The sequence below is a fragment of the Stenotrophomonas sp. JAI102 genome, assembly GCF_013409105.1.
In the GTDB taxonomy this organism is placed as follows: domain Bacteria; phylum Pseudomonadota; class Gammaproteobacteria; order Xanthomonadales; family Xanthomonadaceae; genus Stenotrophomonas; species Stenotrophomonas maltophilia_AA.
The window spans coordinates 96,338-116,911 of record NZ_JACCCI010000001.1; the positions used below are offsets into that span (position 1 = coordinate 96,338).

Below are 20,574 nucleotides of genomic sequence, written 5' to 3' on the forward strand. Positions count from 1 at the left end.
GGTCACGACGACGGCGCCGATGGCGCCGTTGTCTTTTGCGGCGCCGCGTGCGGTGCCTGCCGAGGACAGAGATGAAAGCCAAGTTGATCGCCACCGGCGAACGTGCCCCGTCCTGGGTCGCGCAGGGCTTTGCCGAGTACCAGAAGCGGCTCTCGCACTGGTTGCCGTTCGAGCTGGTCGAGATCGAGCCCGGCCTGCGTGGCAAAGGGCGCGACGCGCGCCGCGCCACCGATGACGAAGGCAAGCGCGTGATCGCGGCGCTGCCGAAGAATGCCTACGTGGTCGCGCTCGATGTGCCGGGACGCCCGCTCAGTTCCGAACAGCTGGCCCAGCGCCTGGAGCATTGGCGCGGGCAGGGCAGGGACCTGGCCTTCCTGATCGGCGGGCCGGAAGGCCATTCTGCCGAGGTGTCGGCGATGGCCGACGAGAAATGGTCGATCGGGCCGCTGACCCTGCCGCACATGCTGGTGCGCCTGGTGGTGGCCGAGCAGCTGTACCGCGCCGCGGCGATGCTGGCCAACCATCCGTATCACCGCGCGTGAAATAGTTGTCGCCAGACGGGTTACATCGCGCGAAAAACGGGCTACAATGCGCACCCCGCCCGAATAGCTCAGCCGGTTAGAGCACTTGACTGTTAATCAGGGGGTCGTTGGTTCGAGTCCAACTTCGGGCGCCAAGATTCGAGAAAAAGCCTCGCAGCGATGCGGGGCTTTTTTTTGCAACAAAAAGCCCGGGCATTGCCCGGGCTCGTTGTTCCCCAAATGCGGCTACCTCATTCGAAGGTGTACTTGGCCCCCACGGTGAAGTAACGGCCGATCGCGCCGCTGAAGTGCAGCGGGTTGTAGTTCACGCCACCGTAGGTGGTCGGATCCAGCGGGGCGATGCGGTCGAACAGGTTCTGCACCGACGCGTTCAACTCGAAGGCCTCGGTGATGTTCCAGCGACCGGAGAGGTCGAAGGTGGTGAACGAGGAGATCTTCTCGACGTCGGTACCGTCGGCGTAGGAGAACTGGTACGAGCCGTCGGGGCCGCGGAAGTCGGTGTTCTCCATCTTGGAGATGTAGTTGGCCACGCCGCTGACGCTCCACGGGCCCTGCTTCCAGGTGGTGCCGAAGTTGATGCGGTCCTTCGGCGTGCCGATGCAGTTGGTGACGTCGCAGTTGCCGTGCGTGCCGGCATAGTCGACGGTCACATCCGAATCCGTGCGCTCGAACTTGAGCACGTGGCTCCACTGCAGGTCCATCTCCAGCTGGCCTGGGCCGATGTCGAAGGTCTGGCGGATGTCGGTATCGATACCGCGCACGCGGGTCGATGCGGCATTGATGTAGTCCGTGTTGACCGCCAGGATCGTACCGGTGCCTGCGACGCCATTGATCAGATCGGTGTCACGCAGCACGTTGCCCGCCGCGATCGCATCGGCAGTGGCACCCTGTGCGATTTCGTTGGTGCGCTTGATCTGCCACGCATCGATCGTCATCGAGGTGCTGGAGGTCGGCTGCAGCACCAGACCCACCGAGTAGCTCTTGGACTCTTCCGGCTTCAGGTCCGGATTCGGCCGGGTGATGATGGCGACCGGGCGTGCACTGCAGTTGGTGCCCACATCCGCAATCGGGCTGGCTGCGCAGCGGACCGGATCGCGGGCGTTGGAGAATGCGGCCAGGCCGCCGTCGCCGTTCTCGGCCGGGTTCGGCGCGCGGAAGCCTTCGGCATAGCTGCCGCGGACCGCGATCCAGTCGGACGGGGTCCACTTGATGCCGACCTTCGGCGTTGCCTTGCCTTCGCCGCTTTCATACTTGTCGTAGCGGACCGCACCGGACAGTTCCAACTGCTCCAGCACCGGCGCGGACAGTTCGACGTAGCCGGCGTACACGTTCTGGGTGCCGTCATAGGCCGAGTAGCCCAGACCGATGATGTCGCCCTGGTCGGTGTAGGTCTGCGGGGTCAGGCTGTTGCTGGTTTTACGCCACTCGGTACCCAGCGCCAGTCCCAGCGGGCCGCCCTTCAGGTCGGCCAGACTGCGCGAGACGGTGAAGTCGAACATGTCCAGGCTGGACTTGGCGCGGGCACTGATGTCCGGCGAGATGTAGTCGTACAGCGCCTGCGAGTTCTGACCGGCGTTGTCGCCGATGCGCCACACGCCACCCGGGCAGGCCGGGTTGCCAAGTGCGCATTGCACGGCGCTGTAGCGCAGGAAGCCGGTGCGCTTGTTGGTCAGGTCCGTACCGGAATGCAGGTAGGCGGTGTCGTAGCTCCACTCGCCCCAGTTGCCCTTGACGCCCACCAGGAAGCGATTGAACTCATTGGTGTTGTTGGTGACACGTGGACCCACATCCCATGCGGAATAGCGCAGGCGTGAAGCCTGGCCCTGGATCGGATTGTCCGGATGGGTCGGGCTGAGCACGACCGCGCCGGGACCACTGCTGGCGTTGCGCGGGCCGTCCGGGAAGCCCCAGCTGCCCGACACGCCCGAAGGGGTATTGCTGAAGGTGGTTTCCTTCTTGGAGTAGCCGATCTCGGTGTAGATCTCGCCGCCCTCGCCCAAGGCGAAGCTGGCACGGCCGAACACGTTGACGTACTTCTCTTCCGGGGTCAGGTCACGGTACAGCTGTGCCGGGTCCCACAGGCACCCGTTCTGCGCGATCGATGCGTCGGTCTGGTCTGGAATGGTGGTGAGACCCTGGCAGCCGGGCAGCGGAACGAGGAAGGCGGGGGTGGTGGCGGTCACGGCACGGTCGTCGAACACCGAGCCGTTGGGGCTGTTGCCGCCGCCGGTGCGGCCGTTGAGGAACGCGCCGCCCAGGAACTGCGCGTTGTTGCCATAACCGTAGCGACGGATGTCACCGGTGCCGATCCACTTGCGGTCCTTGCGGTCGCTGATCTTGATCGCGTCGGTCTTGCCCACGTCGAGGCTGAAGAACGCGTTCCAGCCGTCGGTGGCCAGATCGCCGGTGCCGGCGGTCAGGGTGGCCTTCTTGGCATCGCCGTCGCTGTCGCCGGACAGGCCGTAGGAGGCGCGCAGGATGGCGCCGTTGAAGTCGCTGCGCAGGATGATGTTGACCACGCCGGCGATGGCGTCCGAACCGTAGATCGCAGAAGCGCCGTCCTTGAGGACTTCAATGCGCTCGACCGCATCCAGCGGAATGGTGCTCAGGTCGGTGAAGACCTTCTGGCCGTCATCGGCCAGGCCGTAGGTCGCCATGCGGCGGCCGTTCAACAGGACCAGGGTGGAGCCGGCGCCCAGGCCGCGCAGCGAGATGCCCGCGCCGCCGCCGGCAAAGCCGTTGCCGAAGGTCTTGGGAATGGAGCCCGAGCCGTCCGCGGTCAGGGTCTGCAGGTACTCGGCGACCGTGGTCTTGCCGGTGCGGTCGATTTCCTGGCGGGTGACCACCTGGACGGGGGAGGGGGTTTCGGTATTGGTGCGGGGGATGTTCGACCCGGTGACGGTGATCCGGTCAAGGTTGGTCGCCTGCTCCTGCGCGAACGCGGAGGACGACGCCATGGCGCCCACCAGCAGCAGCGCGCCGCCGGCAAGGATGGTGGAAATGGAATGTGCCAGGGTGGTGCGGCGGCTGTCGTCGCGGCGTTGGATCGGGTGTTTCACAGCTTCTCTCCTGACTGGGAAAACCTAGATGTCAATAAGTCGACACCAGAACGGTGGCAACGGCGCCAATCTAGGTTTCCAGCAGGTGACGCAAGTGTGAAAAATTACTTAATTCGCGAAAGATCGCGTGATGGCGCTGTGTGAATGGGGAGAGCCCGTTGCAGGCTCTCCCCGGGCACATCTAACGCGGCAACGTGAATTCCACCGGGACCAGGCCATCGGCCTCGATGACCTGGCCATTGACGGTGGCGGGCACGAAGCGCCAGTGGCGCAGCACCTGCTGGCGCGCGGCCTGGTCGAGCACGCGCGAGCCGCTGCTCTTCTCGATGTCGACCCCCAGCGGACGGCCATCGGTACCGACCCGGATGCGCAGCACGACCGTGCCCTGTTGGCCCAGGCGGATCGCGGTGATCGGATACGGCGGCGGCGGGGCGCTGCGGTACTGGAGCTGGGCCCCCTGCGCCGGGGCGGCTGCGGCAGGCGCCGGCGCCAGCAAGGGAGGTGACGCCTCGCTGGCCGGTAGCGGGGACACCGCCAGCGCATCATCGACGGCGGCAGTGGGCGTCGGCGGTCGCTGCGTGTTCACCGGTGCCGTCGGAACCTTCGGCGGTTCCGGATCGGCATGGATCGGTTTCGGTGGCTGCGGAGGCGGCGGCAGCACCCAGCTCACCCGCATGCGCTCGCGCGGGGCCGTGATCAGCGGCTGTGCGGCAGGAATCAACAACACCATCAGGGCCAGCGCATGGACCGCGATGGCAGTGCTCCACCCGAGCACGCGGGACGCTTCGATGTGCAGCGGGACAACCGGGGACGGGGTACGGACCATGCTCCACTCTCCTTGCCAGATGTGCGGAAACATCAACGTGCGTGCGCGGCGGATGGGGTCAGGCGGGGCCGCGCAATGACAGCAATACCCGAGCCCGGCACGGGCCGGAAGTCAGGGGCAGGGTGGGGAGTTGGCTGGCAGTCAGAATCGGACCGCGCACAGCATGACGGCGCCTTTCGGCGCCGTCACAGGGACATCGACCGGAGCGCGGATCAGCGGCCCAGATCGAACACCACGTCCAGGTTGACCGACACCGTCGATTCGCCCGGCGAAACCGGCGTCGACACATCGGCCGCCATCGGCGCCGCCTGGGCACGCATCATCACCGGACGGAAGTTGCCGCCACCGCTCTCGGAGATGCTCACGATCCGGCGCACGCGCAGGCCCAGCGATTTGGCGTAGGTCTCTGCGCGGGCCTGGGCCTTCTTCAGCGCGGCGAGGCGGGCCTCGTCATAGACCGGTTCGGGCTGGTCGATCTCGAACTGCGGGCCGTTGATCTGGTTGGCGCCCTGGGCCGCCAGCGCGTCGAGCACTTTGCCCAGCTTGGCGATGTCGCGCACCTTCAGGCTGACCGTGTTGCTGGCCTGGTAGCCGGTGATCTTCGGCGCTTCGTTGTCGGCGTAGCGGTACTGCGGGCTCAGGTTGACGCCGCTGGTCTGCACATCACGCTCGGCGATGCCGGCCGCCTTGATCGCAGCCAGCACCTTGGTCATCTGCTCGGCGTTCTGGCGCATGGCGGTATTGCCGTCCACGGCCTGGGTGACCACGCCGGCCGAGAGCGTCGCCACGTCCGGCACGCGCCTGGCCTCGGCATTGGCCGAGATGTTGAGCAGGGTGCCGTCGGCCGGCACGGCGATGGTGGGCTGGGACTGGGCGTGGGCGGTCATCGAAGTTCCCAGGGCAAGGGACAGGGCGAGCAGCAACGGGGACAGGGACGGGCGGCGCATGTACATCTCCTTGTGAAGACGTTGAGGTTGGTGTCGGGGCGATGAACGCGTCGTGAGGTTTGATGGGGTTGATCGCGATTGGAGCGTGTTGCTTGCGATTCAGACAGTAGGCTCAGGTTATGCTTCCTCGATGCTTTATCTCGCCTCTCGATCCCCCCGACGAAACGAACTGCTTGCGCGCCTGGACCGACCGTTCCAGGCGCTCGACCTTCACGTGCCCGAAGTCCGTGCAGCCAACGAGTCGGCCGCCGACTACGTGCAGCGCGTCGCCGCCGACAAGGCGCGCGCCGGGCTGGCCCTGGTCGCGCACGATCCGGACGCGGTGGTGCTGGGCTCGGACACCGAGGTCGTGCTGGACGGGCGCGTGTTCGGCAAGCCCACCGATGCCGACGACGCCTGCGCGATGCTGCGCACCCTCGCAGGGCGCACCCACCAGGTGATGACCGCCGTGGCGCTGGTCGCCGCGGGCCGGGAGCAGGGCGTGCTGGTGGTGTCGGAGGTGACGTTCGCGGCAATCGATGAGGAGCGGATCGCGGCCTACGTGGCCAGCGGCGAGCCGATGGACAAGGCCGGTGCCTATGCGATCCAGGGCGGCGCCGAACGATACATCCGCCATCTGGCGGGAAGCTATTCGGGTGTGATGGGTTTGCCCCTGCAACAGACCGAGCAGTTGCTGCAGACGTTTGAACTGAAGGGAGTCGCCCATGTCTGAAGAAATCCTGGTCAATGTCACCCCGCGGGAAACCCGCGTCGCCGTCATCGAAAACGGCATGCTGCAGGAACTGCATATCGAACGCGGCTGGCGCCGCGGCGTGGTCGGCAACATCTACAAGGGCAAGGTGCAGCGGGTGATGCCGGGCATGCAGGCCGCCTTCGTCGAAGTCGGGCTGGAGCGCGCGGCGTTCCTGCACGCCAACGATGTGATCCGGCCGGCCCCGGTAGCCAGCCCCGATACCGAAGGCACGACCCTGCCGCCGCCGTCCTCGGTGCCGATCGTGGAGCTGCTGCGCGACGGCCAGGACATCGTGGTGCAGGTGGTCAAGGACCCGATCGGGACCAAGGGCGCCCGCCTGACCACCCAGATCAGCATTCCCTCGCGCTACATGGTGCTGCTGCCGCAGTCCAAGGTGGTCGGCGTGTCGGCCCGGATCGAGGACGAGACCGAGCGTGCGCGCCTGAAGACCCTGGTGACCGAGCTGTCGGCCCAGCACGGCGGCTATGGCTACATCGTGCGCACCAATGCCGAAGGCCAGCCGGCCGAGGCGATCGCCGAGGACGTGGCCTATCTGTCGCGCGTCTGGAACGTGGTGGAGCGCCGTGGCCGCGATGCCGCCCCGCTCAGCGTGATCTATGAAGACCTGAGCCTGCCGCTGCGCTCGGTGCGCGACCTGATCCGCAAGGACGTGGACAAGGTCAAGGTCGATTCCAAGGAGACCTTCAACCAGCTGCAGGCGTTCGTGGCCAAGTACATGCCGGTGCTGGCCGAGAAGATCGAGCTGTACAGCGGCGATCGCCCGATCTTCGACATGTTCGGGGTCGAGGACGAGATCGGCCGCGCGCTGGACAAGCAGGTGCCGCTGAAGTCCGGTGGCTACCTGGTCATCGACCAGACCGAGGCGATGACCACGATCGATGTGAACACGGGTTCCTTCCTGGGCCAGCGCAACCTCGAAGAGACGGTGTTCCGCACCAATCTGGAGGCCGCGCAGGCGGTCGCGCGCCAGCTGCGGCTTCGCAACCTGGGCGGCATCATCATCATCGACTTCATCGACATGGACGATGCCGAGCATCGCCGCCAGGTGCTGCGCACGCTGGAAAAGGCGCTGGCCCGCGACCATGCCAAGACCACGGTCTACGACTTCTCGCCGCTCGGCCTGGTCGAAATGACCCGCAAGCGCACTGTGGAAAGCCTGGAGCGCCAGCTGTCCGAGCCGTGCCCGGAGTGCAGCGGGCGTGGCTCGATCAAGACCGCCGAAACGGTGACCTACGAAATCTTCCGCGAGATCACCCGGGCGGTGCGCCAGTTCGATGCGGCGCGCCTGCTGGTGATCGCCTCCTCCAAGGTCGTGGCGCGCATCACCGACGAGGAATCCTCGGCGGTGGCCGAACTGGAGGAGTTCCTGGGCAAGAGCATCCGCTTCCAGGCGGACGAGCAGTACCTGCAGGAGCAGTTCGATGTCGTGCTGCTCTGATCGCGGCCGGTCCGGCATTCCCACGTTCCGATGAGCACACCGCTCCGCCTGCGCCTGCGCCGGATCCGCCGCCATGCCGTGTATGCGGTGGCGATCCTGCTCGTGGGCGTGGCCCTGCTGGTCGGCACCGCCAGCCAGCTGCTGCCCCTGGCCGAGCGTCACCCGGACGAGGTGGCGGCGTGGTTGAGTGCGCGCGCGGGGCAGCCGGTGCGTTTCGACGCGTTGGATACCGCCTGGACCCGGCGCGGTCCGCTGCTGCAGCTCAAGGGGCTGCGCATCGGGGAAGGCCAGGGCCTGCACATCGGCGAGGCCGAGGTGCTGGTGTCCATGTATGCCGGCCTGCTGCCGGGGCACTCGCTGACCGAACTGCGCCTGCGCGGCCTGGCGTTGGTGCTGCAGCGTGCCGAGGACGGCCGCTGGTCGGTGCAGGGCCTGCCGCAGTCCACGGCGGGCGACCCGTTGGACACCCTGCGCCGGCTCGGTGAGCTGCAGGTGATCGGGGGCCGGCTGAGGGTGGATGCGCCCTCGCTGGGCGTGAACGTGACACTCCCGCGTATCGACCTGCGCCTGCGCATCAACGGCCAGCGCCTGCGCGTCGGTGCACGTGCCTGGGCCGATCCGGCCGCGCAGCCGCTGACGGCGGTGCTGGACTTCGAGCGCAAGCGCGGTGATGGGCAAGCGTGGCTCTCGGCCGACCCGGCCGATTTCCGTGCGTGGTCCTCGCTGCTGCAGTTCGGTGGCATCGGACTGCAACAGGGCACCGGTGAGCTCAATGCCTGGGTGGACCTGCGCGATCACCGGGTGGTGATGGTCACCACCGACGCGGACCTGCAGAACGTACAGGTGCGTGGCGTGAAGCTGGCGGACGGCACGCATCCGCAGCTCGCGCTGCAGACGCTGGAGCTGCGCGCGCGCTGGCGCTGGGTGCAGGGCGGCTGGCGCGCGGATGCGCCGCGCCTGCGGATCGGCCTGGAAGGCAGCACCCAGCAACTGGATGGCCTGCTGCTGGCCGGCGGCCAGCACTTCGCGCTGTCCGGCGACAACATCGATGCCACCGCGTTGCTGCGCGGGCTGGCACTGACCGACCGGATCGACCCGGGCCTGCGCGAGTGGCTGCATGAGGCCGCACCGCAGGTGCGCATGACGCGTGTGCGGATGGCGGGCGAGCAGGGCGGCGCGCTGTCGATCGAGGGCGATCTGGAGGACATCCGCTTCGCCGCGGTCGGCCACTCGCCCGGACTCAGCGGCGTGGGCGGACGCTTCAACGGCGATGCCGATGGCTTCACGCTGGATCTGCAGCCGCAGCGGGTGATGCACTTCGATTGGCCGAGCGGGTTCGGCGAGCGCCACGACGTGCGCCTGGGCGGCCAACTGGTCGGCTGGCGTGACGAGGCCGGCGGCTGGCGGATCGGCACGGCGGCGCTGCGCGTGCAGGGCACCGACTACGCCGCCGACGTGCGCGGCGGCATCTGGTTCCAGAACAACGGCACCCGCCCGTGGCTGGAACTGGCGGCCAAGATCGACGATGTGCCGATGACCGCCGCCAAGCGTTTCTGGATCCATTCCAAGATGAGCAAGGCCGCCACCGATTGGCTGGATGCCGCGCTGGTCTCCGGGCAGGTCCGCGGCGGCATAGGTCTGGTCACCGGCGATCTGGAAGACTGGCCGTTCGACAAAAACAATGGCCGCTTCGAAGCGACCGGGCACATCGACGCCGGCAGCATCCGCTTCCAGCACGACTGGCCGACGATGGACAACGTGGACGCGGACATCGCCTTCATCGGTCCGGGCTTCGAGCTGCATGGCAAAGGCGATCTCGCCGGCGTGGCGGTGGACCATTTCGATGCCGGTATTCCGGATTTCGGCGTGACCGCGCTGTACGTCAAGGCGACCAGCCGCAGCGATGCGGGTGCACTGCTGGCCATGCTCAAGCAGAGCCCGCTGCAGGCCACCTACGGCGAGACGCTGGACAACCTCACCGCGAAGGGGCCGGCAGTGGTCAGCTTCGATCTGCTGCAGCCGCTGCACCATGTTGAAGGCAGCGGCCACCTGCGGGGTACGGTCGATCTGGCCGGCGCGACCCTCACCGAGAAGCGCTTCGACCTGGTCTTCGAGAACATGCGCGGCACCGCCCGGTATGGCCATGGTGGCTTCGATGCGGAAAACCTGGCGGTCCGTCACCAGGGCCAGGACGGGCTGCTCAGCCTGCGCGCCGGCGAATTCGTGCGCGATCCGCAGCAGGCCTTCGAATCCGAACTGACCGCTTCGCTGGAGGCCGGTGCGCTGCTCGACCGCGCGCCGGAACTGAACTGGCTCAAGCCCTACATCCGGGGCACCTCGCGGTGGACCATCGGGGTGACCCTGCCCAAGGTCGCCGCCGGCAGCAAGGTCGAGCCGCCGACCGTGCTCAAGCTGCATTCGGATCTGGTCGGCACCACGCTGGAACTGCCCGCACCGCTGGACAAACCCGCTGCTACACCGCTGGCGACGGACGTCACCGCGCAGCTGCCGATGGGCAGCGGCCGGGTCGATGTCGCGTTCGGGCAGAGGCTGGCCCTGGCTGCGCGTACGCGTGACAACCAGACCGGCGTGCAGGTCACCCTGGGCAGCGACCACGTGGATCGCGATCCGCCGGCCAGCGGGCTGGTGGTGAACGGTCGCAGCGGCTCACTGGATGCGCTGGAGTGGATCGGCCTGGCGCGCTCGCCGGACGGCGGCGACGGCAAGGACCCGATGCCGCTGCGGCATGTGGATGTGCAGGTGGGCCAGCTGCTGCTCGCCGGCGGTGTCTTCCCGCAGACCCGGCTGCAGCTGCGCCCGACCGGCAACAGCGTGGACGTGCGCATGGACGGGCCGTCGCTGGCCGGCACCCTGAGCGTCCCCAATGCCGAGGGCGGCACCATCGTCGGCAAGCTCAGCCGCGTGCACTGGCAGTCGCTGCCCACGCCGGTGAAGGCGCCGGGCGACGGCGCGCCGATCCTGCTGCCGCCGGACGTGACCCTGCCGGCACGGGTCCAGGCCAGTGCCAACGACACCAACCCGGCCAAGGTGCCGCCGCTGTCGCTGGATATCGACGACCTGCAGTTCGGCAAGGCCAGGCTGGGCCAGGCGGTGCTGCGCACCCGGCCGATGGCCAATGGGCTGAGCGTGGACCAGCTGCAGTTCCGCGCGCCCAAGCAGGAGATCGACGTCAGCGGGCGCTGGATGGGCATGGGCGAGACCGCGCGCAGCCAGTTCAACGTGCAGGTCAACAGCGAGGACCTGGGCGGGCTGATGCAGAACCTCGATTACGGCGGCCAGCTGCGTGGCGGCCAGGGCCAGCTGACCATGACGGCCGGCTGGCAGGGCGGCCCGTCGGACTTCCAGCTCGGTGCGCTGCAGGGCCAGCTCGACGTGCAGGCCCGCAATGGCCAGCTGCTGGAGCTCGAGCCCGGCGCCGGGCGCGTGCTCGGCCTGCTCAGCGTGACCCAGCTGCCGCGCCGGTTGATGTTCGATTTCCGCGATTTCTTCTCCAAGGGCTTCGCCTTCAACCAGGTCGAAGGCCGCGTGGCGTTCAGCGACGGCATGGCCACCACCGACAAGGTGCTGATCGAAGGCCCGGCGGCCAATATCACCATCCGTGGCCAGACCGACCTGCGCCAGCAGCGCTTCGACCAGACCATCGACGTCAACCCGCGCGCGGGCAACCTGCTCACCGTGGTCGGTGCGGTGGCCGGCGGCCCGGTCGGCGCGGCGGTCGGCGCAGCGGCCAATGCGGTACTGTCCAAGCCGCTGGGCGAGATCGGCGCCAAAACCTACCGCGTGACCGGCCCCTGGGCCGAACCCAAGGTCGATGTGATCGACCGCGACGCAGCGCCCAAGCCGGCCCCGGCCGCACCCCCGGCGCGCTGACCCCTTTCCCGCGCCCGGGTTGCGATCGCGCCCGGCGCCCACAGATCAAAGAGCATGAACAACAACGCACTTTCGCTGGCCACCGACCGTCTGCTGCTGCCCGCCGGGCTGGATGCGAACGGTCTGGAACGCACGTTCGGCACCCTGCTGGGGCCGGGCATCGACTTCGGGGATCTGTATTTCCAGCACGCACGCCGCGAGAGCTGGAGCGTGGAGGATGGCATCGTCAAGGACGGTGCGCATTCGATCGAGCAGGGCGTGGGCGTACGCGCCATCGCCGGTGAGAAGACCGGCTTCGCCTACTCCGACGACATCCACAGCGACGCGCTGCTGGCCGCGGCCAACTCCGCCCGCGCCATCTCCCGCGAGGGTGGGGCGCAGTCGGCCCGCTCGCTGGTGCGTGGCAGTGGCCGCGCGCTGTACCCGGCGCTGGACCCCATCGACGGCATGGGCAACGAGGCCAAGGTCGAGATGCTCAAGCGCCTGGACCGCTACCTGCGCGCCGCCGACCCGCGCGTGCAGCAGGTGATGGTCAGCCTCTCCGGTGGCGTGGACACGGTGCTGATCGCGCGCAGCGATGGTGTGCTCGCGGCCGATGTCCGCCCGCTGGTGCGATTGAACGTACAGGTCATCGTCGAGCAGCACGGCCGTCGCGAGTCCGGCTACTCCGGCGGCGGCGGTCGTTACAGCTATGAAGAATTGTTCGCCGACGGGCGTCCGGAAGGCTTCGCGCGCGAGGCCCTGCGCCAAGCGCTGGTGAACCTGGAGGCGATCCCGGCCCCGGCCGGGGTGATGACCGTGGTGCTCGGCCCGGGCTGGCCCGGCGTGCTGCTGCACGAAGCGGTCGGCCACGGCCTGGAAGGCGACTTCAACCGCAAGGGCACCAGCGTCTACGCCGGCCGGATCGGCGAGCGCGTGGCCGCACCGGGCGTGACCATCGTCGACGACGGCACCCTGGACGGTCGTCGCGGCTCGTTGAACATCGATGACGAGGGCCACCCGACCCAGTGCACCACGCTGATCGAGGACGGCATCCTGGTCGGCTACATGCAGGATTCGCTCAATGCGCGCCTGATGGGCGTGGCGCCGACCGGCAACGGCCGTCGCGAGTCGTTCGCGCACATGACCATGCCGCGCATGACCAACACCTACATGCGCGCCGGCCAGCACGATCCCGAAGAAATGATCCGCTCGGTCAAGCGTGGCCTGTATGCGGTCAACTTCGGTGGCGGCCAGGTCGACATCACCAGCGGCAAGTACGTGTTCTCGGCCACCGAGGCCTACCTGATCGAGGATGGCAGGATCACCGCGCCGGTGAAGGGCGCCACCCTGATCGGCAACGGGCCGGAGACCATGCAGAAAGTCCGCATGATCGGCAACGACCTGGCCCTGGACGAGGGCGTGGGCATCTGCGGCAAGGATGGCCAGAGCGTACCGGTCGGCGTGGGCCAGCCGTCGCTGCTGATCGATGGCATCACCGTGGGCGGCACCCAGGCCTGAGCCGGATGCGTACGCCCGTGCTGCCCGATCACGCGGCCGCCAGCAGGGTGCTGGCGCCGCCGCGTGAGCGCCGGGACTCAGTCCTCGGCGTTCTCGTCGCTGTCGCTGTCCGTGTCGGCCACATCGTCCAGCGCATCCTCGGACGCGGCATTCACGCCTTCCAGGCCGAGCGCGGCGGGCAGCAGCAGCGTACGCAGCACCTGGAAGATCTCGCGGTACGCGCGCGGCGGCTTGTTCTTGGCCTTTTCGGCCTGGGCGTTGCGCACCAGCGTGCGCAGCTCCTGGCGGTCCGCATGCGGGTACTCGTCCAGCAGGGCGCTCAGCGCCTTGTCGCCGTCCTTGAGCAGGCGTTCGCGCCAGTCTTCGACGCGGTGCATGGTCGCCACTTCCCGGCGCGAGGTCTCGCTGTTGGCGTCGAGCGCGTCGCGGATCGCATCCAGCACGGCGTCGTCTTCGCGGCGCATGTGCTTGGCCAGGAACGCCAGCTGGCGCTTGTGGGCGATATGGGCGGTGATGCGCTTGGCCTCGGCGATGTGCGGCAGCAGATCTTCGGGCACCGGCAGGCGCGCCAGCTGGGCCGGGGTCAGCGAGACCAGCTTCTCGCCCAGGGCCAGCACGTCCAGCGCAGCCCGGCGGTTCTGGCTGCGGCTGATATCAAGGAATTCACCGGTTTCTTCGTCGCGTCCGCGCATCGTCTTATTTCCACATCCGTAAACTGTGCCGGCGTCGCGCCGGGCACTCACCTGTACAGGATAAAGCATTGAACGTGATCTCCCCTGAAGTCTCCCCGGCCGACGACAGCCTGCAGCGCCTGGAGCAGTTGGCCGACATCTCCCAGCGCCTGCTGGAGCGGGCCAAGGCCCTGGGCGCCACCCAGGCCGAGGTCAGCTGCAGCGATGAGCGCGGGCTGGATGTGAACGTGCGCCTGGGCGAGGTTGAAACGGTCGAATCCACCCGCGACCGCGGCATCGCCGTGACCGTCTACTTCGGGCAGCGCAAGGGCAGTGCCAGCACCGCCGACCTGCGCGAGAGCAGCCTGGAGTCGACCGTGGCCCAGGCCTGCGCCATTGCCCGCCACACCGAGGACGACGAGGCGGCCGGCCTGGCCGAGGCGGCGCTGATGGCCCGCGAGTTCCCGGACCTGGACGGCTGGCACCCCTGGGAGCTCAGCGCCGATGCGGCGCTGGACCTGGCGCTGGCCTGCGAAGCCGCGGGCCGTGAGGCCGACGCCCGGATCAGCAACTCCGACGGCGCCTCGGCCGCGACCGCGCAGAGCCTGTCGGTGTATGCGAACTCGCACGGCTTCATCGGCCGCGAGCGCAGCAGCCATCACTCGATCGGCTGCGCGCTGATCGCCGGGCAGGGCGATGGCATGCAGCGCGATGGCTGGTACAGCAGCGCGCTGGCACGCGAGGATCTGGACGATGCGGCCTCGATCGGCCGCCGCGCCGCCGAGCGCACGGTCGCCCGGCTGGACCCGCGCTCGATGAGCACCGCGCAGATGCCGGTGCTGTATTCGCCGGAGGTGGCCCGCTCGCTGATCGGCCACCTGCTCGGCGCGGTCTCCGGTGGCGCGCTGTACCGCCGCGCCAGCTTCCTGCTCGACAGCGTCGGCACCCGCCTGTTCCCGGACTGGTTCGGTATCGAGGAGTTGCCGCTGCTGCGCCGTGGGCTGCGCTCGGCCGCCTTCGATGGCGATGGCGTGGCCACGCGCAATTCGGCGCTGATCCGCGATGGCGTGCTGGAGCGCTACATCCTGGGCAGCTATTCGGCGCGCAAGCTCGGCCTGCCGACCACGGGCAATGCCGGGGGCGTGCACAACCTCAAGGTCACCGCCAACGCGGGTGATCTGGTCTCCATTGCCCGCCAGATGGGCGACGGCCTGCTGGTCACCGAGCTGATGGGGCAGGGCGTCAACAGCGTGACCGGTGACTACTCGCGAGGGGCCGGCGGCTTCCGCGTGGAGAACGGCGAGATCACCTACCCGGTGGACGGCATCACCATCGCCGGCAACCTCAAGGACATGTTCGCCAGCATCGAGGCGGTGGGCACGGACATCGACACGCGCTCGCACGTGCATACCGGCTCCATCCTTGTAGGACGAATGACCGTTGCCGGTAATGATTGACGTATTCTATGGAGGCTGCCCTGGCAGGCGGGGAGCCTGCCGCGTGCACTACCCATTACCTCGAACAAGGAGTTTTACGTGAGCGATTTCGATACCGTCACCCCGCCGCCTGTCGGTGCCCCGGCCCCGGCCGACCAGCGCACCATGGCGCTGGTGGCGCACCTGCTGGGCATCTTCACCTGGTTCATCGGCCCGCTGATCATCTGGATGATCAACAAGGACGACAACAGCAAGGGCTTCGTCATCGACCAGGCCAAGGAAGCGCTGAACTTCCAGATCACCATCACCATCGCGATGCTGATCTGCATCGTGCTGATGATCGTCATCATCGGCGGCCTGCTGGCCCCGCTGGTCGGCCTGCTGAACCTGGTGTTCTGCATCATCGCCGCAGTGAAGGCCAACAACGGTGAGTACTACCGTTATCCGTTCACCCTGCGCCTGATCAAGTAATCGAGCCGCAGCGCTGGAACGAAAAACGCCCGGGATTCCCGGGCGTTTTTTTGTGTCCTGGTGTTGTAGAGCCACGCCACGCGTGGCTGCCCTCACGATCGCTCAATGATCCCGCTCAACCGCCAGTTTCGCCAGTGCCCGCAGCGCATCCGCCGCCTCACCATACCCGGCCAGACCATCGAACAGCTGTTCGCTCAGCGTGCGCAGATGCGCCTTGGCACCGTCCATGCCCAGCAGCGCCGGGAAGGTCGACTTGGCCTGCACCTCGTCCTTGCCGGCGGTCTTGCCGAGCTGTTCGGAACTGGCTTCGACATCGAGGATGTCGTCACGCACCTGGAAGGCCAGGCCCAGCGTCGCGGCAACGGTATCCAGCGTCGCCAGATCGGCGTCAGCTGCCTCGCCACACAGCGCGCCCATGCGTACCGCCGCGCGGATCAGCGCGCCGGTCTTGAGCGCATGCATGCGTTCCAGATCCTGCAACGGCTGCTGACGGCCGGTGGCATCGATATCCAGCGCCTGGCCGCCGCACATGCCGGCCGCGCCGGAGGCGTGCGCCAGGGTCTGCAGGCAGGCCACGCGCAGCGTGGCCGGCAGGGCCGCATCGGCGATCAGGCCGAACGCGCGGGTCTGCAATGCATCGCCGGCGAGGATCGCGGTCGCTTCATCGAAGGCGATGTGCGTGGTCGGTCGGCCGCGACGCAATGCGTCGTCGTCCATCGCCGGCAGATCGTCGTGGACCAGCGAATAGGCATGGATCAGTTCCACCGCCATCGCGGGGGCATCCAGCGTGCTTTCATCCGCACCGAAGATCCGGCCGCTGGCATACACCAGCAGCGGCCGCATGCGCTTGCCGCCACCGAGCACCGCATAGCGCATCGCCTGGTGCAGGCCACGCGGGGCATCGGTCGGGGAGGGCAGGCTGGCGTCTAGATGAAGTTCGATCCGGTCGCGCCAACGCGCGAACGTGGCCTCAACCGTCATGGCCGGGCGGGTCGAACGGGACGGCGGTGTCGGGCTGGGCCGGATCGCTGAGCAGGCGCACGCGCAGTTCGGCCTGTTCCAGCGCCTGCTGGCACTGGCGGTACAGACCGACACCACGTTCGTAGGCGCTGAGCGATTGTTCCAGGCTCATTTCGCCGGTTTCCATCTTCTCCACCAGCTGCTCCAGCTCTTCCAGCGACTGCTCGAAGTGGGCGACCGGGGAGGTTTCATTGGGGGACTTCTTTGCCATGCGCCAAGTGTGGGCCGCCGGCCCGGCGGGGTCAATTCACGCCGCGCCCGGCGTCCACTGCAACTGCGCATGATGGGCGTGCAGCCACGGCTGCAGGGCGGCACCGATCACGCGGTCGCCGGCCGCCAGCAGGGTTTCCTCATCGAACAGCAGGGGCAACTGGCGGCGTTGCCACGGCGGCAGGCCCTGCTGCTGCAGCAGGTCTTTGAGGGCGTGCGAATGCGCGCGCCCGGGCAGCTGGATGCGCTCACCGCCGCGCCGCGCCCGGATCTGCACCGGCGTATCGAAGCCATCGACCGCACCGATCAGGCGCAGCTCGCCGCCATCGGGCAGGGCCAGCGGCGCGCGCCCATCCCAGTGCACGCTCCAGTCGGCCGGCAGCGCCAGGCTGGCCGAGAGCAGGTGCAGTTGCCCGCGCCAGCGACGGATGCGGGCACCCTGCCAGGCGAACTGCGCATCGGCATGGTGCGCGGCCGGCAGCAGCTCGCGTTCGACCGCCTCGACACCCGCGGCCGGCAGCGGTGGCAGGCCGCTGCCACGCACCCAGTGCCGCAGCAGGCGCGCGCGCCGTTCGACCGGCTGCCGCATCAAGCGCGCGCAGTCGATCACGCCGGGGCCCACGCTGCAGCGTTCCAGCGCGTCGCGGTCGGCGCTGTCGAGCAGATGCTGGGATTGCGCGCACAACGCCGCGCTGCGCGCGAAGGCCGCGTCCGCCTGCGGCCAGCGCTGGCGCAGTTGGGGCAGCACGTGCAGGCGCAGGAAATTGCGGTCGGCGTCGTCGCTGGCGTTGCTGGGGTCTTCGATCCAGTCCAGCCCTTCGGCCTGCGCATGCGCGCGCAGGCTGCTGCGCGGAACCTCCAGCAAGGGCCGCCACACGGTGCCGGCGCCGAACGCGCTGGTCACCTGCATGGAGGCCAATCCATCCACGCCGGAGCCGCGCAGCGCCCGCAGCAGGAAGGTCTCGGCCTGGTCATCGCGATGATGGGCCAGCGCCAGGTGTTCGCCGGGCAGCAGCTGCGACGCGAAGGCCTCGCGCCGCGCATGCCGTGCGGCGGCTTCCAGCCCCTGTCCCCGGTTGCGCGGTACCTGCACGCGGATGACCCGCAGCGGGATGCTCCAGCGGGCGCAGACCTGCGTGCAGTGCACGGTCCAGGCATCGGCCTGCTCCTGCAGACCGTGATGGATGTGTACGGCGCGCAGGCCAGCCGTGCGCTGCGCCGGCGAGGTGGCCAGCAAATGCAGCAGGACGGTGGAATCCAGCCCGCCGCTGAAGCCCACCAGGACCGGATGGACGACAGAGGGCGGTGGCGGAAGCAGGGGGGTCATGGGGAGTGCGGCCTCAGGCAGACCGGCAGTATCGGGGCTGCGCGGTGGTGATGCCACGCCACGCCGTCATGGTGCGTCATCGTCCATCGCTGAGTGGCCCTGGCGGTCGATGCGATACCAGGTGCCGCCGACCATGGCGGTATGGCCGTGGTCGTCCGGCGGGCCCCGCCGGCAGCCTTGGCAGACCCGGGCCACGCCGTCCTCGAAGGCCCAGCCGAAATCGAACGTGGCCGGGAACGCCTGACGCAGCTCGGTATCGAAGTAGCCGATGCGCGCGCCGACGCGGCCGCGCACCAACCCTTCCACCACATAGTCCGGGCCGTTGTCGAAGGTGATCACCGGCAGCTGCCGGCCATCGGCGCGGACATAATGGAATCCGCCGCCGGCATGGACCGCCGCCAACCCGTCCTGATCGTAGGACAGCGAGGCCAACGCCTTGGGCGCGAGCGCAAGACGCCCGTTGGCCCACTGGCACCCGGCCAAAGGTTGCAGGCCGTCCTCCTCGGTCAGGGCGGCGCAGTCCGCGCCCGCGCCCCAGGCCAGGGCGGAGGCGAACAGGCCGGCCACCAGCAGCAGGGGCCGCACATGGCGGCCCCTGTGCGTTGCATTGCGGAGAGGCAGACGCATTACTTCGTATCGCCTGCCTGGCGCTCGAACGCGGTCGGCTTGGGCAGCTCGACCGGCACGCCCTTGGCGTCGCAGGTGCCGGCCTCGCACAGGCGCTGGCGCAGGCGCGGGGTGGCCTGCACGATCATGTGGTAGATCGCGTTCTGCTCCATCGTGCCGCGCACCGCCTTGCTGCCCGGGCCACGTGCCCAGATGCCGACGTCTTCGCCGCCATGGGATTCGCTCTTGGCCGGCACCAGCGCTTCCTGCATGTAATCGGGATGCTCGGTATCCACTGCGGTGAGGTCAGGCCGGCCAGTGGTCGGATCGAAGCTGCTCGGGTTGTGCGGATATCGCTTCGGCCCGACCGGCTGCTGGTTGGTGGCACCGGTGTAGCCCGGGCCGTTGGCGTAGGTCAGCGTCGTGTAGGGCAGGCCCAGGCCATCGCGGGCCAGCTCCAGCTTGCCGGCGCCGTCTTCGCCCCCCTTGTCCTTGACCTTGCCGAGGATCGGATTGCCACGCGCCGGATAGCCGACGAAGTTCAGCGTGTGCGAGTGGTCGGCGGTGACGATGATCAAGGTGTCCTGGTCCGAGGTCGCCTCGACCGCGGCACGTACCGCATCGGACAGCGCCACCGTGTCGGTCAGGGCGCGGTAGGCATTGCCGCTGTGGTTGGCGTGGTCGATGCGCGCGCCTTCCACCATCAGCACATAGCCTTCCTGGTGGCGCGACAGGTTCGTGATCGCGGCCTTGGTCAGCTCGGCCAGGCTCGGCTCACCGGCCGGATCGTCCTTGCGCTCGGCCTCGTAACGCATGTGGTCCGGCTCGAACAGGCCGAGGATCGCCGGTGCCTTCGCGGCGGCCTGCAGCTGCGCGGCGTTCCAGACATACGCACCCTGCGGGTGGGCCTGCTGCCACTCGGTCACCAGGCTGCGCCCGTCCAGGCGCTGGCCGACCTTGTCGTCGTATTCCGGATCGCGTTCTTCCACGGTGGTGAACTCGCCGCGGCCGCCGCCGAGGGCGACCAGCGGGCCGCGCCCGAAGCGCGCGGTCGAGAGCAGCTGCTGGGCGATGTCGCGGCAGCCGGCGGCCTTGGCCGCTTCCGGCACATCGGCATCGTTTTCCCAGTTGCGCTCCGGCGAGTGCGCATAGGTCGCCGCCGGGGTGGCATGGGTCAGGCGCGCGGTGGAGACCACGCCGGTCGCCATGCCGGCGCTGTCGGCCAGCTGCAGCCAGGTCAGCAGCCCCTTGTCCAAGCTGTCGGCGCAGTCATTGCGGGTGCCTGCGCTCACGCCGATCGCGCCCATGTGGGTCTTCACGCCGGTGGTGATCGCCGTCATCGTGCCGGCCGAATCCGGTGTCTGCGAATCGGTGTTGTAGGTCTTGCTGAACGCCGTGGCCGGGAAGCGCTCCCAGGACAGCAGGTTTTCCTCGCCCGGGTGGCCGTTGCGCTGGCCTTCGAAGATGCGCGCCGCCGCCACCGTGGTCAGGCTCATGCCATCCCCCAGGAACAGGATGACGTTCCTGGCCTTGCCGTCCATCGCCCCGGTGCTGGCCGCACGTGCCGCGCCGCTGCGGTACCACCACTGCGGGGTCTCCCCGGCGGGGTGGGCAATGGCCGGCACATCGACCTGGACCGCGCCGGCAGAGGCGCTGGAGGAGGGAGCGGTACTGGCGCAGGCGCCGAGCAGCAGGGTGGTGACGGCGGCCACCAGAGGCGTGAAACGGGACATGGACAGGCAAATCTCACATGTGAAACGGGCGTTCATTATGCAGAACGCCGCAAGGCACGCCGATGACACGCTGATTTTCCGTGCGCGCCTCGTTCCAGGGCGCCGCTTGGGCTAAGGTGCCTAGCTGTCAATTTACCTCTGGA

Annotated in this window: 16 protein-coding genes and 1 tRNA gene; 8 read left to right on the forward strand and 9 right to left on the reverse strand. The window is 68.4% G+C overall.

What is annotated here, in order from left to right; genetic code table 11:
- Window positions 1–71: 71 nt before the first annotated feature.
- Together rlmH and HDC96_RS00460 are read left to right on the forward strand one after the other, a co-directional pair.
- The gene (gene rlmH, locus HDC96_RS00455; protein ID WP_088434465.1) at window positions 72–542 is read left to right on the forward strand and encodes a 23S rRNA (pseudouridine(1915)-N(3))-methyltransferase RlmH; all 471 of its coding nucleotides are present in this window, start codon (window positions 72–74) and stop codon (window positions 540–542) included.
- Between the two features lie 57 nt (window positions 543–599).
- Window positions 600–676, forward strand: a tRNA-Asn gene (locus HDC96_RS00460).
- Between the two features lie 96 nt (window positions 677–772).
- Here the strand turns inward: HDC96_RS00460 and HDC96_RS00465 are convergent.
- From HDC96_RS00465 to HDC96_RS00475, 3 genes are all read right to left on the reverse strand, one after another.
- Window positions 773–3,601, reverse strand: coding sequence for a TonB-dependent receptor (locus tag HDC96_RS00465; protein ID WP_179458297.1), 2,829 nt, complete (start codon window positions 3,599–3,601; stop codon window positions 773–775).
- Between the two features lie 181 nt (window positions 3,602–3,782).
- Window positions 3,783–4,427: an energy transducer TonB gene (locus tag HDC96_RS00470; protein WP_179458298.1), complete on the reverse strand. Its 645-nt coding sequence runs from the start codon at window positions 4,425–4,427 to the stop codon at window positions 3,783–3,785.
- A 212-nt stretch (window positions 4,428–4,639) separates the two neighbouring features.
- Window positions 4,640–5,374 (reverse strand): SIMPL domain-containing protein, encoded by a 735-nt coding sequence (locus HDC96_RS00475; protein WP_179458299.1) that lies wholly within the window; start codon window positions 5,372–5,374, stop codon window positions 4,640–4,642.
- A gap of 130 nt (window positions 5,375–5,504) precedes the next feature.
- Between HDC96_RS00475 and HDC96_RS00480 the strand changes: the two genes are divergently transcribed.
- Genes HDC96_RS00480 through tldD form a run of 4 tightly spaced genes read left to right on the forward strand, consistent with a single transcriptional unit; the run spans window position 5,505 to window position 12,957 of the window.
- Window positions 5,505–6,086 (forward strand): Maf-like protein, encoded by a 582-nt coding sequence (locus HDC96_RS00480; RefSeq protein WP_179458300.1) that lies wholly within the window; start codon window positions 5,505–5,507, stop codon window positions 6,084–6,086.
- Entirely contained in the window at window positions 6,079–7,566 is a 1,488-nt protein-coding gene (gene rng / locus HDC96_RS00485) for a ribonuclease G (RefSeq protein WP_176989244.1), read from the forward strand. Before HDC96_RS00480 ends, rng begins: the two co-directional genes overlap by 8 nt.
- A gap of 30 nt (window positions 7,567–7,596) precedes the next feature.
- Complete coding sequence (locus HDC96_RS00490) at window positions 7,597–11,457, forward strand: YhdP family protein (protein WP_179458301.1); 3,861 nt, start codon at window positions 7,597–7,599, stop codon at window positions 11,455–11,457.
- Between the two features lie 54 nt (window positions 11,458–11,511).
- On the forward strand, window positions 11,512–12,957 hold the full coding sequence (gene tldD / locus HDC96_RS00495) for a metalloprotease TldD (protein ID WP_176989246.1): 1,446 nt from the start codon (window positions 11,512–11,514) through the stop codon (window positions 12,955–12,957).
- 77 nt (window positions 12,958–13,034) lie between these two features.
- Here tldD and yjgA read toward each other — a convergent pair whose 3' ends face one another.
- Complete coding sequence (gene yjgA, locus HDC96_RS00500) at window positions 13,035–13,649, reverse strand: ribosome biogenesis factor YjgA (RefSeq protein WP_179458302.1); 615 nt, start codon at window positions 13,647–13,649, stop codon at window positions 13,035–13,037.
- A 68-nt stretch (window positions 13,650–13,717) separates the two neighbouring features.
- On the opposite strand from yjgA, the gene pmbA reads away from it, so the two are divergent.
- Together pmbA and HDC96_RS00510 are read left to right on the forward strand one after the other, a co-directional pair.
- On the forward strand, window positions 13,718–15,085 hold the full coding sequence (gene pmbA, locus HDC96_RS00505) for a metalloprotease PmbA (protein ID WP_179458303.1): 1,368 nt from the start codon (window positions 13,718–13,720) through the stop codon (window positions 15,083–15,085).
- A gap of 78 nt (window positions 15,086–15,163) precedes the next feature.
- Window positions 15,164–15,535, forward strand: coding sequence for a DUF4870 domain-containing protein (locus HDC96_RS00510; RefSeq protein WP_179458304.1), 372 nt, complete (start codon window positions 15,164–15,166; stop codon window positions 15,533–15,535).
- Window positions 15,536–15,637: 102 nt separating this feature from the next.
- Here the strand turns inward: HDC96_RS00510 and HDC96_RS00515 are convergent, their stop codons facing one another.
- From HDC96_RS00515 to HDC96_RS00535, 5 genes are all read right to left on the reverse strand, one after another.
- A complete protein-coding gene (locus HDC96_RS00515; protein ID WP_179458305.1) occupies window positions 15,638–16,516 on the reverse strand; it encodes a farnesyl diphosphate synthase in 879 nt (292 codons plus the stop codon).
- Complete coding sequence (locus HDC96_RS00520; protein ID WP_176989251.1) at window positions 16,506–16,766, reverse strand: exodeoxyribonuclease VII small subunit; 261 nt, start codon at window positions 16,764–16,766, stop codon at window positions 16,506–16,508. Before HDC96_RS00520 ends, HDC96_RS00515 begins: the two co-directional genes overlap by 11 nt.
- A 36-nt stretch (window positions 16,767–16,802) precedes the next feature.
- Window positions 16,803–18,092 (reverse strand): tRNA lysidine(34) synthetase TilS, encoded by a 1,290-nt coding sequence (gene tilS / locus HDC96_RS00525; protein WP_179458306.1) that lies wholly within the window; start codon window positions 18,090–18,092, stop codon window positions 16,803–16,805.
- Between the two features lie 66 nt (window positions 18,093–18,158).
- Entirely contained in the window at window positions 18,159–18,719 is a 561-nt protein-coding gene (locus tag HDC96_RS00530) for a WG repeat-containing protein (RefSeq protein WP_179458307.1), read from the reverse strand.
- Window positions 18,719–20,431 (reverse strand): alkaline phosphatase, encoded by a 1,713-nt coding sequence (locus HDC96_RS00535; protein WP_179458308.1) that lies wholly within the window; start codon window positions 20,429–20,431, stop codon window positions 18,719–18,721. The genes HDC96_RS00530 and HDC96_RS00535 overlap by 1 nt, the downstream gene beginning before the upstream one ends.
- Window positions 20,432–20,574: the final 143 nt, after the last annotated feature.